The sequence below is a fragment of the Hydrogenophaga sp. genome (assembly GCF_011390835.1).
Lineage (GTDB): Bacteria > Pseudomonadota > Gammaproteobacteria > Burkholderiales > Burkholderiaceae_C > Hydrogenophaga.
In genome coordinates this window covers 356,751-370,322 of sequence record NZ_JAABRQ010000001.1, presented here as the reverse complement: position 1 = coordinate 370,322, position 13,572 = coordinate 356,751, and the positions used below count along the sequence as shown (strand labels likewise).

Genomic DNA, 13,572 nt, shown 5'->3' with positions numbered 1-13,572 from the left:
CGAAGTGCTGGGGGGGGAGTCACATCTACCTCCAGTTCTTCTTCTTTTTCCAGCGCCGGTCGGCGCGCACGCCTTCTTCCTTCATGCCGAGGTAGAACTCCTTGATGTCGTCCTTCTCGCGCAGGTGGGCGCAGGTGTCTTCCATGACGATGCGGCCGTTCTCCAGCACATAGCCATAGTCAGAAGCGTTCAGCGCCATGTTGGCGTTCTGCTCGACCAGCAGGATGGTGGTGCCGCGTTCGCGGTTGATGCGCACCACGATCTCGAAAATTTCCTTGGTCAGCTTGGGCGACAAACCCAGGCTGGGCTCATCCAGCAGGATCAGGTCGGGTTTGGCCATCAGCGCACGGCTGATCGACAACATCTGCTGCTGGCCCCCGGAGAGCAGACCGGCGTCCTGCGCGGCTCGCTCGCGCAGGATCGGGAAGTAGTCATAAACCGCTTCCATGTCACGCCCCACGCCATCGCGGTCCTTGCGCGTGTAGGCGCCCATCAGGAGGTTGTCTCGCACCGAGAGAAGCGGAAACACCTCGCGCCCTTCGGGCACGTGCGACAGGCCTTGCTGCACGATGAAGGCGGGATCCTTGGCGGTGATGTTCTCACCCTTGAAATCGATCGACCCTTTGCGCGGATCGATGATGCCACTGATGGTCTTGAGGATGGTGGTCTTGCCCGCGCCGTTGGAGCCCAGCACCGTGGCGATCTCGCCGCGGCGCACCTGCAGGCTCACGCCTCGTATGGCCTTGATGGGACCGTAGGCGCTCTCGACGTTGAGCAGCTTGAGCACCGGCTCGTCGGTGGTGGCCACGCTCATGATGCCCCCACGCTGTTGGCCGCGCCTAATGCGCAGTCCCCCAAGGGGGCGTTCAAAACTTGGGACGGCCCTGCGTTTCTCATGCCACCACCTTGTGGTTTTCGCGGCGCAGATTGGACACATCGTCCACCGAGCCGAGATAGGCTTCGATCACGCCCGGATGTGACTGCACTTCTGACGGTGACCCGGTGGCCAGCTCCTCGCCCATGCTCATGGCCAGCACCCGGTCGGAAACCTTGGACACCAGGCTCATGTCGTGCTCAACCATGAGCACCGTGATGCCAAGTTCGTTCTTGATGTCGGTGATCCAGAACGCCATGTCGTCGGTTTCCTCCACGTTCAAACCAGAAGACGGCTCGTCCAGCAGCAGCAGCTGGGGCTCGGTGCACAGCGCGCGCGCCAGCTCCACCACCTTGCGCACGCCGTAGGGCAGGCCGGCTACCATCGATTCGCGGTGGTGCTGCAGGTCGAGCAGCTCGATCACATGCTCCACCTTTTCCCGCGCCTCGATCTCCGCGGCGCGGGTCTTTGCGCTGAAGAAGATCTCACTCCACAGGCCGGTGCGGCGGTGGGTGTGGCGCCCGATCAGCAGGTTTTGCAGCACGGTGGCGTGTTCAAAGAGCTCGATGTTCTGGAAGGTGCGCGCAATGCCCAGTCCCGCGATCAGGTGGGGCGGTTGCTCGGTGAGTCGCAGCATGCCCTGCGGCCCAGCAAAGTCGATGCTGCCCGTGGTTGGCGTGTAGATGCGACTGATCAGGTTGAACACCGTGGTCTTGCCGGCGCCGTTGGGGCCGATCAGCGTGAACACCTCGCCGCGCTTCACATCGAAGCTCACGTTGTTCACCGCCAGCACGCCGCCGAAGCGCACGCTGATGTTTTTTGCTGAAAGAAGAATGTCCTGGGTCATTTCAGTCGGTCCGACTTCTGGAAGCTCTTTTGCCGCTTGAACATACCCTTGCGGTAGAACGGAAACAGCTGGAAATAGGTGCGGATCTTGAGCCAGCGGCCATACAAGCCCATTGGCTCAAACAGCACGAAGGCGATCAGCATGAGGCCGTACACCGTGCCTTGCAGACCAGCGGCCTGACCGATGGCCGTCGGCAAGAAGTCTTTCCCAATGGCGATCAGCTGCGGCATCACGATCAGGAAGATGGCGCCCAGGAACGCGCCGTGGATGGAGCCCAGCCCGCCGATCACCACCATCAGCAGCAGGTCGATGGACTGGATGATGCTGAACTGTTCGGGCGAGAGGAACTGGATCTTGTGCGCGTACAAGGCGCCGCCGATACCGGCCAGCGCCGCGGAGATGGCGAAGCTCAGGGTCTTGTACCAAGCCAGGTGAATGCCCATGCTCTGCGCCGAAATCTCCGAGTCGCGGATCGCCACAAACGCGCGCCCGGTGCTGGAGCGCATCAGATTGGCGATGCCCAGTGTGGCGCCGATGGCGATCACCAGACACAGAAAATAGAACTCGTTGGTGGTGTCCAGTGTCCAGCCGAACATGGCGGGGTAGTTCACCATCAGGCCGGCGTTGCCGCCGGTCACCGACTCCCATCGCGCCATGCCTTCTTCGACGATGAAGCCGAACGCCAGTGTTGCCATGCCGAGGTAAATGCCCTTGACGCGTAAGGCCGGCAGGCCGACCACCATGCCCACCGCCGCCGACAGCAGACCCGCACAAGCGATGGCAATCGGAAACGGGATGCCGGCATTGACCATGATGGCCTGGGTGTAGGCGCCCACGCCGAGAAAGGCCGCATGCCCCAGCGAAAACAGCCCGGTGAAGCCGGCGAGTAGCATCAGGCCCAGACCGACGATGGCGTAAATCAGCACAAAGGTGAGTTGCGCCAGCCAGTATTCCTGGATCAGCCAGGGCGCGGCCAGCAGGCCCAGCACCAGCAGCCCGTACCAGAACACATGGCCGCCGTGTTTGGCCAGCTTGATGTCCTGGTTGTAGTCAGTCTTGAAAATAAACCGCATGTGGTTCGATGCTTTTTGTCAGAAGCTGCAGCGCAGCTGGTTTTGCCGGCATGTTGTCCGGAGGGCGGGTTTGATTCCCGGGCCACCGCAGAACCGGCTTTGCCGGGCCGCCAGTGGCGCCCCCTTGAGGGGGTGACGCGCTGCAAGCGCGGCGCGGGGGTGGGCCGAGCTGGTCATACTTTCTTCCGGAGTTTTTCGCCAAACAGGCCGTTTGGCTTGAGCACCAACATGAGAAGCACCACGATATAGGGTGCAATGTCCTTGAAGCCTTCGGGCAAATAGAAGCCCGCCACCGACTCGACGATACCGATCACCAGGCCGCCGACGGTGGCGCCGGGCAGGCTGCCGAAGCCGCCGACCACCGCGGCCGGAAAGGCCTTGAGACCGATGAAACCCATATTGGCGTGCACGAAGGTGATGGGTGCGAGCAGCAGGCCAGCGATGGCCGCCACCGCCGCCGCCAGACCCCAAACGAGGCCGTTGATCCGCTGCACCGGGATGCCCATGTAGTACGCGGCGAGCTGGTTCTGCGAAGCCGCCTGCATCGCGATGCCTAGCTTGCTGTAGCGAAACATGGCGTAGAGGGCCGCGCAGAGGAGTGCGGTGGACGCGATCACCACCGTCTGCTCGGCCGAGATCACCAGACCACCGAAGCGCAGCACGCCGCCGGCATAGGGCACGGGCAGTGTGTGGGTGTCGGTTCCGACGTCGGGGATCATGGTGATCACGCCGCGCAGCACAAAGCCCACACCGATGGTGAGCATGACGATGGAGAACGCGGGCTGGCCCAGGATGGGACGGACCACCACCCGCTCTACGCCCACGCCAAACAAGGCCATGCCGATGATGGTGGCAGGCACCGCAATCCAGTAAGGAAGGCCCATGAAGGTCATCAGGGTCAGGCCGCCGAAAGCGCCGACCATCATCAGATCGCCCTGGGCGAAACTCACCGTTTCGGTGGCCTTGTAGATCAGCACGAAGCCCAGGGCGATGAGTCCGTAGATGCAGCCTTGGGAGATGCCGTCGATGAGCAGTTGCAGCAATTGCACGCGGGTGTCTCCTGTCGTTTTGTCTTTGTGGCGCCTGCCGTTCCTGCTGTAGACCGTGTAGCGCTAGTAACCCCCTGAATTTATAGCTGTCTTGTATGAGACTGGCGCTAGGGGTTGTCCCGATCGCGAGTCGCGCAGGTGCCAACGATAGTCCCAGACATGCAATCGGTACGCATTGGCGCTGGCCTGGGCTTTTACGGTGACAACTGGGAGCCGGTTGCGGCCAGCATCGAGCGCGGTGGCGTGCAGTTCATCGCCAGCGATCACCTGGCCGAACTCACGCTGGCCATCCTGCAAAAGGATCGGCAGCGCGATCCCGGCCTGGGGTATGCGCGCGATCTGGTGCCCATGCTGCTGCGGCTGTGGCCGCTGATGCGCGAGCGGGGCGTGCGCTTCGTCTGTAACGCGGGTGGACTCAACCCGGCTGGTGCGGCGCAGGCTTTGCTCGCGGCCTTCATGACCAAGGGTTGGCGCGCCCGGGTGGCGGTGGTGCGCGGCGACGACGTGTTGCCGCAGTTGCTGCAAGCCGATGCGCCCGCTACTGACTTTGCCCACCTGTTCACCGGCGAGCCGGTGGCGGGTGTGCGGGAGCAGCTGGTGTTCGCCAATGCCTACCTGGGCGCCGAACCCATCGTGCGTGCGCTGGATGCCGGGGCCGACATCGTGATCACCGGTCGGGTGGCTGATGCCGCCCTGTTCCTTGGCCCGATCGTGCACAGCCTGGGCTGGACGCTCGCGGGAGCGCGAACGCCCATTGACCTCGACCGCCTGGCGCAAGGTCTCACTGTTGGCCATCTGCTGGAGTGCTCCGGTCAGGGCAGTGGTGGCAATTTCGGCAGTCAGGGGGACTGGCAGCGCATTCCCGATCTGGCACACATCGGCTACCCGATTGCCGAGGTCTACCAGGACGGTACGGCGCTGATCACCAAGGCGCCGGCTACAGGTGGGCGGGTCAACTTCGACACCGTTCGCCAGCAACTGCTTTACGAGGTGCACAACCCGTACGCTTACCACTCGCCCGATGTGGTGCTCGACATGGGCTCCATCACCTTGCACGACGAGGGCCACGATCGCGTGCGCCTCACCGGGGCGCGCGGCCAGCCACCAGGTGAGCAGCTCAAGGTGGTGGCCGGGTTTCGGGACGGCTTCAAGGCGGAAGTCACCTGGGGTTTTTCCTGGCCCGACGCCTGGGACAAGGCGCAGGCCGCACAGGCCACGGTGCGCACGATGCTGCGCGACAAACACATCCCGCACGACGAGCTGTTCGTGGAGTACCCGGGTCTGAATTCGGCGCACGGCGCGCTGGCACCCTTGCCCGAAGTCGCCGCACTCAACGACCTGAACGAAGTCTGGACGCGCATGGTCTTGCGCACGCCGGTGAAAGCCGCGGCGGACGGCTTTGGCCGCCTGTTTCCCTGGCTCGCGCTCAGTGGCCCTGCCTACACCTGCGGTTTCAACGGCTTGCACAACACCAGCGAGCTGCTCGGCATCTGGCCCACGCTCGTTCCGTGCTCGGCGGTGGAGAGCAGTGTCCAGGTGGACATGATGGACGGCGTGGCGCCGACACCAGCATGAGCGCCCTTCGCATTCCTCTCGCCCGCCTGGCCCACGCCCGCAGCGGCGACAAGGCCGACTGGGTGGACTTCGGCCTGTTTGCCTGGAACGCCGAGGGTTACCGGCTCATGCAACGCGAAGTCACCGCTGCGCGCGTGCAGGCGCACTTCGCTCCCTGGCTGGCGGGTGAGGTCGAGCTCTGGGCCTTGCCCAATATCCTCGCGATCAAGCTCGTGCTCAAGGGCGCGCTGCAAGGCGGTGGCGCGCGCAACCTGCGGCTGGACAACCTGGGCAAGGCCATGGCCGGAGCGCTGCTGAGGATGGAGATCGAGGTGACGAAGACTGAGCTGGACCACGCCTTGAGCGGCCCGCGCGTGGGCTGGTGGCCCGAATGAATGCAGTCACCGTCGAGCGTCTGGATGGCATCCACGTGGTGACGCTGGCGCGGCCGGCCGTTCGCAACGCGGTCGATCGAGAAACCGCGTTGGCGCTGTATGCCGCCTTTCTGGCCTTTGAGGACGATGCAGAGGCGCGGGTCGCGGTGTTCCACGGCGCCCACGGGCATTTCTGTGCCGGGTGGGATTTGCAGCACGGCGCCCGCCTGGCGGTATCGGGCAATGACCAGGCTCTGAGGGGGCTGGACTTCGAAACCGACGATAGCCGTGCCCTGGGGCCCATGGGTCCGTCGCGCCTGCGTTTGAGCAAACCGGTGATCGCCGCCGTGAGTGGCGCTGCGGTGGCCGGCGGCATGGAGCTGGCCCTCTGGTGCGACCTGCGCGTGATGGAGGCCGATGCCTACTTCGGCATCTACTGCCGGCGCTTTGGTGTGCCGCTGATCGACGGCGGCACGGTGCGGTTGCCGCGCCTGATCGGCATGGGCCACGCGATGGACCTCATCCTGACCGGACGCAAGGTCGAGGCGGCCGAGGCGCTGCAGATGGGCCTGGCCAACCGAGTGGTACCCACCGGCCAGGGCCGAGAAGCGGCCGTGGCACTGGCCCGGCAGCTCGCCGGCTTTCCACAGGCCACCATGCTCGCCGACCGCGAAAGCGCGCACGCCCAATGGGATTTGCCGTTGGGCGATGCGCTGCAACAGGAGTGGCAGCGCGGTAAGTTGCGGATCTCCGATGCTCTCGAAGGCGCTGTGCGGTTCGCGGCCGGGCAGGGGCGCCACGGGCGCTTCTGAATCCCGAGCACGCTGCGCGCTCCTCTGGCGGCGGCGGCGGGTCCGGGCCAAGCGTGAGTGGGTGTCTGCAAGGTTTGAGCCAGATCGGGTCGGTACATCGACCGGTCGCCGGGCGCATTCCGGGCCTTCACCCCTTGTGCAAGGAGACACCCTGACCCGATCCCTCCTGATCCGACTCTTTTTCTCCGGCCTCGCCGTAATGGCACTGGCGGTCTGCGGCGCCACGCCCACCCGCGAAGGCAAGGGCGAGCACGTGGACGAATCCGCCATCACCACCCAGGTGAAGGCCGCCTTGCTCAAGGAGCCTGTGGTCAGCGGCTTCGTGAAAACCGGCGCCGAGCGCAGCCGCGCGGCGCAACTGGCCAGCGAAGTCATCGGTGTTCAGAAGGTCAAGAACGACATCTTGCTGCGATGATCCTGTGCGGGGCTGACACCCCCTCGTCGCCAAGCTGCCACAGCGCGCCTTCTTTCAGGAGGGTGCGCTCTGTTGCTTTGGGACCTCAATTGACGCGGGGCAGAGCGCCGACCGCGGTGTTGACCCCGGATCAGCGGCCACTCATGGACCGGTCGCCACCGGGTTGCCTTTGGGCACTGGGCGGGGTTTGCCCGAGTCGTCGATCGCCACGTAGGTCAGGCTGGCCTCGGTGACCTTGACGTACTGACCTTGGGCGCGGAAGCGTTCGGCGTACACCTCCACCTGCACCGTGATCGACGTGTTGCCGATGCGCTCGATGTGCGCGAAGAAGCTCAGGATGTCGCCCACGCGCACCGGGTGCTTGAACACGAACTGGTTCACCGCGACCGTTGCCATGCGCCCCTGCACGTAGCGCGCTGGGAGTACCGAGCCCGCGAGATCGACCTGTGCCATGACCCAGCCACCGAAGATGTCGCCGTTGGCGTTGCAGTCGGCGGGCATGGGAATGACCTTGAGCACCAGCTCCCGGTCGACGGGCAGGGTACTTTGGGAGGGGGAGCTTGATTCGACGGACATGGGCACAATCTCGATGCAAACTGCGATTGTCCTGCATGCGCCCGTCTTCCTCCTCTTCCGCCACCTCCCTACCCCACGCCACAGCTTCTGCCACCTCGCCCAACGGCCAGGCGGCCACTGCCCGTGGATCCGACTGGGCCACGCTGCGGCGCCTGCTTCCCTACCTGTGGCAATACAAATGGCGCGTGGTGATCGCGCTGAGTTTCATGGTCGCGGCCAAGATGGCCAACGTGAGTGTGCCGCTGCTGCTCAAGCAGCTGGTCGATGCGATGACCATCAAGCCTGGCAGTGTGGAAGCCTTGCTGGTGGTGCCGCTGGGCCTTTTGCTGGCCTACGGCGGCCTGCGCCTGTCCACCGCCATCTTCACCGAGCTGCGCGAGCTGGTGTTCGCCAAGGCCACCGAGGGCGCCACCCGCAGCATCGCGCTGGAGGTGTTTGGCCACCTGCACGCGTTGAGTCTGCGTTTTCACCTCGACCGACAGACTGGTGGCATGACGCGCGACATCGAGCGCGGCACGCGTGGCGTGCAGTCACTCATCTCGTATTCCCTTTACAGCATCGTTCCCACTCTGATCGAAGTCACCATGGTGCTGGCGCTGCTGGGCACGCAGTTCGACATGGGCTATGTCTGGATCACGCTGGTGGCGCTGGTGCTCTACGTCACCTTCACGGTGATCGTGACCGAGTGGCGCACCCGTTTCCGCCGCGAGATGAACGAGCTGGAGTCGGTGAGCCAGACCCGCGCCGTCGACTCGTTGCTGAACTACGAGACCGTCAAGTACTTCAACAACGAGACCTTCGAGGCGAGGCGCTACGACGAGGCGCTGGAAAAGCTGCGCCGCGCGCGCATCAAGAGTCAGACCACGCTATCCATGCTCAATGCCGGGCAACAGCTGGTGATCGCCACCGCCCTGGTGTTGATGCTCTGGCGCGCCACCCAGGGCGTGGTGGCCGGAGAGCTCACGCTGGGCGACCTGGTCATGATCAATGCCTTCATGATCCAGCTCTACATTCCGCTGGGCTTCCTCGGCGTGCTGTACCGCGAGATCAAGCAAAGCCTGACCGACCTGGACAAGATGTTCGTGCTGCTGGAAAAAGAGCGCGAAATCGCCGACCAGCCTGGCGCCAGCGATCTGGCGCTGGACGGGCCGCCCCCCGTGCGCTTCGAGAATGTGCACTTCGCCTACGAGCCCGCGCGCGAGATCCTGCACGGCGTGAGCTTCGAGATTCCGGCGGGCAAGACGGTGGCCGTGGTCGGGCCTTCTGGCTCGGGCAAATCGACGCTGGCTCGGCTGCTGTACCGCTTTTATGACGTGAGCAACCATGAGCAGGCGGGCGAAGCGGGTGGCCCTCACGGCACCGGGCGCATCACCATCGCCGGTCAGGACATCCGCCATGTCACGCAGGCCAGCGTGCGGCAGGCGATCGGCATCGTGCCGCAGGACACGGTGCTGTTCAACGACACCATCGAATACAACATCCTCTATGGCCGTCCCGATGCCGGGCACGATGCCGCCGTGGCGGCTGCCCAGGCCGCCCACATCCACAGCTTCATCGAGCGCCTGCCCAAGGGCTATGCCACCCCGGTGGGTGAGCGTGGACTCAAGCTCTCGGGCGGCGAGAAGCAGCGCGTGGCCATCGCGCGCACGTTGCTGAAAAACCCGCCGATCGTGATCTTCGATGAAGCCACCTCGGCACTGGACTCAGCCAACGAACGCGCGATTCAGGCCGAGCTGAAGAGCGCGGCGCGCAACAAGACCTCGCTGGTGATTGCGCACCGCCTCTCCACCGTGGTGGACGCGCACGAAATCCTGGTGTTGGTCAATGGCGAGATCGTCGAACGTGGGCGGCACTCGGAGCTGGTGTCGCGCGGCGGGGTCTATGCGGAGATGTGGGCTTTGCAGCAGTCGGCGTCCGACTGAATCCGGTTCAGACTCGGCGAATGCCAGGCTCTAGCGCAAAGTACTGCGGTTCAAGCGACGCCAGGGGCGTGCGCAGCTTGTCAAGTTCTGCCGCTGGCCCATGGACTTCAAGGCGCACGATCTTGGCGATTTTGAGGGCTTCGCCCAACAGCGCCCCCACGTTGTCCAGATGGGCCAGCACCGCTTGCGCGTCTTCATAGCCTTCCCGGCAGTGTGCGGTGTTGCCGTTGAATGAGAACGCGTAGTGCAGACAGCCTGCCTCGGTCTGGGTCCTGGCGACGAACTTGGGCCCCAGCGCCTTGAACGCGTCCAACTGGCCTTCCCGTATCTCGAAGTAGGGCACCAGTGTGCAGCAGGTATCGGGTTTGAACATCTTGTCTCCTTGAGTGGTGAAGGCCAGCTGGCCAAGAGCATTCTGGACCCGATTTTTGACCTTGGCGAGTCCGCCGGGTCGTGTCGTGAGTCGGCCAAGAAGTCCAATCGAATGGCGTACAGTGCAGCCATGGAGACCAAGTGGCTGGAAGACTTTGTGAGCCTGGCTGAGACGCGGAGTTTCAGCCGCTCGGCGCAGCTGCGTCACGTCACCCAGCCCGCGTTTTCGCGCCGCATCCAGTCGCTGGAAGCCTGGGCGGGCACCGATTTGGTGGACCGATCGTCTTACCCCACGCGCTTGACGCCCGCAGGCCAGACCCTGTACGAGCAGGCGCTGGAAATGCTGCAGGCCTTGCAGATCACCCGTGCCACGCTGCGTGCCCACACTGCGGCGGCGCAGGACGTGATCGAGTTCGCCGTGCCGCATTCGCTCGCGTTCACCTTTTTCCCGGCCTGGCTGTCGGGGCTGCGCGAGGTCTGCGGTCCGGTCAAGACAAGACTGATCGCGCTCAATGTGCACGACGCGGTGATGCGCCTGGTCGAAGGCAGCTGCGATCTGCTGATTGCCTACCACCACGCCGGTCAGCCGATTCAGTTGGACGCGGACCGATATGAGATGCTGCATCTGGGCCGGGAGTCGCTGGCGCCCTATGTGAAGCCCAATCCGCAGGGCGCACCCCTGTATGCCTTGCCCGGGCAGCCCGGGCACCCGGTGCCCTACTTGGCCTATGCACCCGGCGCCTACCTGGGGCGGGCGGTTGAACAGCTGGTCAAGCAGAGTGTGATTCCGGTGCACCTGGACCGCATTTACGAGACCGACATGGCCGAGGGCCTGAAGGCGATGGCGCTGGAAGGCCACGGCATCGCCTTTCTGCCCGGCACCGCGGTGCGCAAGGATGTTCGCGCCAAGAAGCTGGTGTCGGCCGGGGCCGGACTGGAGACCGACATGGACATCCGCATCTACCGCGAGCGACCGACGGCGCGGCGCGCCAAGCGTGCGCTGGAAAAATTCTGGCTCGATTTGCAGCAACACGTCGAAAGCAAGCCAGCACGCTGACCTTGCGCGAGCCTGCCGGCTCATTTGAGACAATCTGGGCATGAACGCTGCCGCCACCCCTGCCTCGATCACCATCATCCGTCCCGACGACTGGCACTTGCATGTGCGCGACGGAGAGGCCTTGCAGACCGTGGTGCCGCACACAGCCGCGCAGTTTGGCCGCGCGATCATCATGCCCAACCTCAAGCCACCGGTCACCACCGCGGCGCAGGCAATGGCCTACCGCGACCGTATCCGTGCCGCAGTGCCTGCGGGGATGGACTTCGAGCCGCTGATGACGCTCTACCTCACCGACAACCTGCCAGCCGAAGAAATCGCCCGCGCCAAGGACGCCGGCGTGGTCGCCGTGAAGCTCTACCCCGCCGGCGCCACCACCAACAGCGACGCTGGCGTGACCGACATCCGCAAGACCTACAAGACGCTGGAGGCCATGCAGCGCGCAGGTGTGTTGCTGCTGGTGCACGGCGAAGTCACCAGTCCCGATATTGACCTGTTCGACCGCGAGGCCGTGTTCATCGAGCAGCAGCTCCAGCCGCTGCGCAAGGACTTCCCGGAGCTCAAGATCGTGATGGAGCACATCACCACCCGCGAGGCGGCGCAGTACGTGTCCGGGGGTGACCGTTTCCTGGCGGCCACTATCACCGCCCACCACCTGCTGTACAACCGCAACGCCCTCTTCACCGGTGGCATCCGGCCGCACTACTACTGCCTGCCGGTGTTGAAGCGAGAAACCCACCGCCAGGCCCTGGTGGCGGCGGCCACCGGCGGCAGCCCGAAGTTTTTCCTGGGCACCGACAGCGCGCCGCATCCGGCGCATCTGAAGGAACACGCCACCGGCTGCGCCGGTTGCTACACCGCCCACGCCGCGTTGGAGATGTACGCCGAGGTATTCGATGCCGCTGGCGCGCTGGACAAGCTGGAAGGCTTTGCCAGTTTCTTTGGCGCTGACTTCTACGGCCTGCCGCGCAATGCCGGCACCGTCACCCTGCGGCGCGAGCGCTGGACACCGCCCGAGAGTTTTGCCTTCGGCGAAGCCCAGCTCAAACCGCTGCGCTCGGGTGAAGCGCTGCCCTGGAGGCTGGCGTGAAGCCGCGCGAGGCACTGCGGGCAGAGCCCCATATTGCCCTGCTTATTGACGCCGACAATTCGCCCGCCTCCAAAATCGACGTGATCCTGACCGAGCTGTCGACATTTGGCGTGACCAATGTCCGACGCGCTTATGGGAACTGGAAGAAGGCCGAGTTGAAGGGCTGGGAGGAAAAGTTGCATGAGCATGCCATCCGCCCGATGCAGCAGTTTGATTACTCGAAAGGCAAGAACGCCAGCGACATGGCCATGGTGATCGATGCCCTGGAGCTCCTGTACACCGATCAGCCCGATGCATTCGGTATCGTCTCATCGGATGCCGATTTCACGCCCTTGGTCATGCATTTGCGCGCCAAAGGCGCTGCGGTGTATGGGTTTGGTGCCCAGAAGACACCAGAGCCGTTTGTCAATGCTTGCTCGCGCTTCCTTTACTTGGACAAGCTGGGCGGGGACGCTGCATCCGAGACCCCTGATGCTTCGCCTGCAGCGCCGCTTCGCGTGCCGACAGCGCAGCTCAAACAGGACGCCAGGCTGGTAGGTCTGCTGCGAAACGCGGTCCAGGCGGCCGCCGACGAGGGAGGTTGGGCGCGCGTGGATGCGGTCGGGCAGCAAATCGGCAACCAAGCGTCGTTCGACTCGCGTAACTATGGGTACTCGACATTGAGCAAGCTGCTGGTGGCCTCCCAGCTGTTTGATTTCGCCAACGAAGGCACATCTCACGTGTCGGTGAGGGACAAGCGGCAGGCCAAGGGCGCACGACCTGGATGAGCGCGTCGCGCTGCGAGGTGGCCTGGGATTCGCCCTGGTTTGATCCGTTGGCGGAAATCGGCAGCGCACTGGCGCCCATCTTCTCCCGAGAAGCCTCTTTCGTTGCCGTGCTCAATGCACTAGGGCGCGCGCCGGTTCGCTTCGTGCCTCAGTCCGACCTGCCTGAAGGCGTGGCTTACGAGCAGCACATCTTCGACACCGGCCAGGTGCCCACGCGCGACAACCTGCACGACTTTTTCAACGGCCTGTGCTGGCACCGCTTCCCCGCCGCCAAGCGCCGTCTCAACCAGCTGCAGGCCGCGCAGATCGCACAGGTGGGCGTCGGCCAGGTGCGGGGGGCTGTTCGCGATGCGCTGACGCTGTTCGACGAAAACGCCGCGCTGCTGCAGGCGCCGGATGCGCTCTGGGATGCGCTCACCCAGCGCGACTGGCCCAAGTTGTTCATCGAGCTGCGCCCGCTTTGGAGTCAGGCGCGGCTGGTGCTGGTGGGCCACGCCTTGCTGGAAAAGCTGGTCACACCCTACAAGTCGATCACCGCCCATGTGTATGCGGTGCCGGTGCCGCTGGCGCTGAGCCACGAGCTGGCCCAGTGGGACACCTGGCTGGCCAGCCGGCTGGAAGCGAGCGAGCTGGCGGGCAAGCCGTTTACCCCGCTGCCAGTGCTGGGCGTGCCGGGCTGGTGGGCACCCAATGAAGATCCCGCGTTCTACGACGACTCCTCGGTGTTCCGGCCGCCGAGGCCAGCCGCAACCCCCTGAAACCCAAGGGTCTTGGCTTGAAACCGCAGGCGGAG

The 13,572-nt window shown here is 64.5% G+C and carries 15 protein-coding genes; 9 read left to right on the top strand and 6 right to left on the bottom strand.

The genetic code is table 11. The features are described 5' to 3' along the window. Positions 1 to 25 precede the first annotated feature (25 nt). The 4 genes from GPT34_RS01800 to GPT34_RS01785 all read right to left on the bottom strand — a co-directional run bounded on the left by GPT34_RS01800 (position 26) and on the right by GPT34_RS01785 (position 3,843). Positions 26 to 814, bottom strand: a complete 789-nt coding sequence (locus GPT34_RS01800) for an ABC transporter ATP-binding protein (protein ID WP_291008897.1) — start codon at positions 812 to 814, stop codon at positions 26 to 28. A gap of 79 nt (positions 815 to 893) precedes the next feature. Then, positions 894 to 1,721, bottom strand: a complete 828-nt coding sequence (locus GPT34_RS01795) for an ABC transporter ATP-binding protein (RefSeq protein WP_291008894.1) — start codon at positions 1,719 to 1,721, stop codon at positions 894 to 896. Then, a complete protein-coding gene (locus GPT34_RS01790) occupies positions 1,718 to 2,794 on the bottom strand; it encodes a branched-chain amino acid ABC transporter permease (protein ID WP_291008891.1) in 1,077 nt (358 codons plus the stop codon). The genes GPT34_RS01795 and GPT34_RS01790 overlap by 4 nt, the downstream gene beginning before the upstream one ends. 173 nt (positions 2,795 to 2,967) lie before the next feature. Next, positions 2,968 to 3,843, bottom strand: coding sequence for a branched-chain amino acid ABC transporter permease (locus GPT34_RS01785; protein ID WP_291008888.1), 876 nt, complete (start codon positions 3,841 to 3,843; stop codon positions 2,968 to 2,970). A 159-nt stretch (positions 3,844 to 4,002) separates the two neighbouring features. Between GPT34_RS01785 and GPT34_RS01780 the strand changes: the two genes are divergently transcribed. From GPT34_RS01780 to GPT34_RS01765, 4 genes are all read left to right on the top strand, one after another. After that, positions 4,003 to 5,418, top strand: a complete 1,416-nt coding sequence (locus GPT34_RS01780) for an acyclic terpene utilization AtuA family protein (protein ID WP_291008885.1) — start codon at positions 4,003 to 4,005, stop codon at positions 5,416 to 5,418. After that, positions 5,415 to 5,792 carry a hypothetical protein gene (locus tag GPT34_RS01775; protein WP_291008882.1) on the top strand — a complete coding sequence of 126 codons (378 nt, stop codon included), beginning with the start codon at positions 5,415 to 5,417 and terminating at the stop codon, positions 5,790 to 5,792. Before GPT34_RS01780 ends, GPT34_RS01775 begins: the two co-directional genes overlap by 4 nt. Further along, positions 5,789 to 6,583 (top strand): crotonase/enoyl-CoA hydratase family protein, encoded by a 795-nt coding sequence (locus GPT34_RS01770; protein ID WP_291008879.1) that lies wholly within the window; start codon positions 5,789 to 5,791, stop codon positions 6,581 to 6,583. The genes GPT34_RS01775 and GPT34_RS01770 overlap by 4 nt, the downstream gene beginning before the upstream one ends. Before the next feature lie 199 nt (positions 6,584 to 6,782). Continuing rightward, the gene (locus GPT34_RS01765) at positions 6,783 to 6,998 is read left to right on the top strand and encodes a BON domain-containing protein (RefSeq protein ID WP_291008876.1); all 216 of its coding nucleotides are present in this window, start codon (positions 6,783 to 6,785) and stop codon (positions 6,996 to 6,998) included. 141 nt (positions 6,999 to 7,139) lie between these two features. Here the strand turns inward: GPT34_RS01765 and GPT34_RS01760 are convergent, their stop codons facing one another. After that, complete coding sequence (locus GPT34_RS01760) at positions 7,140 to 7,574, bottom strand: acyl-CoA thioesterase (RefSeq protein WP_291008873.1); 435 nt, start codon at positions 7,572 to 7,574, stop codon at positions 7,140 to 7,142. A 35-nt stretch (positions 7,575 to 7,609) separates the two neighbouring features. On the opposite strand from GPT34_RS01760, the gene GPT34_RS01755 reads away from it, so the two are divergent. Continuing rightward, positions 7,610 to 9,496 carry an ABC transporter ATP-binding protein/permease gene (locus GPT34_RS01755; RefSeq protein WP_291008870.1) on the top strand — a complete coding sequence of 629 codons (1,887 nt, stop codon included), beginning with the start codon at positions 7,610 to 7,612 and terminating at the stop codon, positions 9,494 to 9,496. Between the two features lie 7 nt (positions 9,497 to 9,503). On the opposite strand, the gene GPT34_RS01750 is transcribed toward GPT34_RS01755, so the two are convergent. Continuing rightward, positions 9,504 to 9,869, bottom strand: coding sequence for a hypothetical protein (locus GPT34_RS01750; RefSeq protein WP_291008867.1), 366 nt, complete (start codon positions 9,867 to 9,869; stop codon positions 9,504 to 9,506). A 129-nt stretch (positions 9,870 to 9,998) separates the two neighbouring features. Between GPT34_RS01750 and GPT34_RS01745 the strand changes: the two genes are divergently transcribed. The 4 genes from GPT34_RS01745 to GPT34_RS01730 are packed head-to-tail and all read left to right on the top strand — an operon-like array spanning position 9,999 to position 13,537. Next, positions 9,999 to 10,925, top strand: a complete 927-nt coding sequence (locus tag GPT34_RS01745) for a LysR family transcriptional regulator (RefSeq protein ID WP_291009056.1) — start codon at positions 9,999 to 10,001, stop codon at positions 10,923 to 10,925. A 40-nt stretch (positions 10,926 to 10,965) separates the two neighbouring features. Then, complete coding sequence (gene pyrC / locus GPT34_RS01740; protein ID WP_291008864.1) at positions 10,966 to 12,012, top strand: dihydroorotase; 1,047 nt, start codon at positions 10,966 to 10,968, stop codon at positions 12,010 to 12,012. A gap of 14 nt (positions 12,013 to 12,026) precedes the next feature. Further along, positions 12,027 to 12,779, top strand: a complete 753-nt coding sequence (locus tag GPT34_RS01735) for an NYN domain-containing protein (RefSeq protein WP_291009053.1) — start codon at positions 12,027 to 12,029, stop codon at positions 12,777 to 12,779. Then, positions 12,776 to 13,537, top strand: coding sequence for a DUF3025 domain-containing protein (locus GPT34_RS01730; RefSeq protein ID WP_291008861.1), 762 nt, complete (start codon positions 12,776 to 12,778; stop codon positions 13,535 to 13,537). Before GPT34_RS01735 ends, GPT34_RS01730 begins: the two co-directional genes overlap by 4 nt. The last annotated feature ends 35 nt before the right edge of the window (positions 13,538 to 13,572 follow it).

Coding starts and splice junctions, on each gene's coding strand:
- GPT34_RS01800 (WP_291008897.1), bottom strand. CDS start 814: ATGAGCGTGGCCACCACCGACGAGCCGGTGCTCAAGCTGCTCAACGTC.
- GPT34_RS01765 (WP_291008876.1), top strand. CDS start 6,783: ATGGCACTGGCGGTCTGCGGCGCCACGCCCACCCGCGAAGGCAAGGGC.
- GPT34_RS01795 (WP_291008894.1), bottom strand. CDS start 1,721: ATGACCCAGGACATTCTTCTTTCAGCAAAAAACATCAGCGTGCGCTTC.
- GPT34_RS01730 (WP_291008861.1), top strand. CDS start 12,776: ATGAGCGCGTCGCGCTGCGAGGTGGCCTGGGATTCGCCCTGGTTTGAT.
- GPT34_RS01780 (WP_291008885.1), top strand. CDS start 4,003: ATGCAATCGGTACGCATTGGCGCTGGCCTGGGCTTTTACGGTGACAAC.
- GPT34_RS01770 (WP_291008879.1), top strand. CDS start 5,789: ATGAATGCAGTCACCGTCGAGCGTCTGGATGGCATCCACGTGGTGACG.
- GPT34_RS01760 (WP_291008873.1), bottom strand. CDS start 7,574: ATGTCCGTCGAATCAAGCTCCCCCTCCCAAAGTACCCTGCCCGTCGAC.
- pyrC (WP_291008864.1), top strand. CDS start 10,966: ATGAACGCTGCCGCCACCCCTGCCTCGATCACCATCATCCGTCCCGAC.
- GPT34_RS01750 (WP_291008867.1), bottom strand. CDS start 9,869: ATGTTCAAACCCGATACCTGCTGCACACTGGTGCCCTACTTCGAGATA.
- GPT34_RS01745 (WP_291009056.1), top strand. CDS start 9,999: ATGGAGACCAAGTGGCTGGAAGACTTTGTGAGCCTGGCTGAGACGCGG.
- GPT34_RS01790 (WP_291008891.1), bottom strand. CDS start 2,794: ATGCGGTTTATTTTCAAGACTGACTACAACCAGGACATCAAGCTGGCC.
- GPT34_RS01755 (WP_291008870.1), top strand. CDS start 7,610: ATGCGCCCGTCTTCCTCCTCTTCCGCCACCTCCCTACCCCACGCCACA.
- GPT34_RS01775 (WP_291008882.1), top strand. CDS start 5,415: ATGAGCGCCCTTCGCATTCCTCTCGCCCGCCTGGCCCACGCCCGCAGC.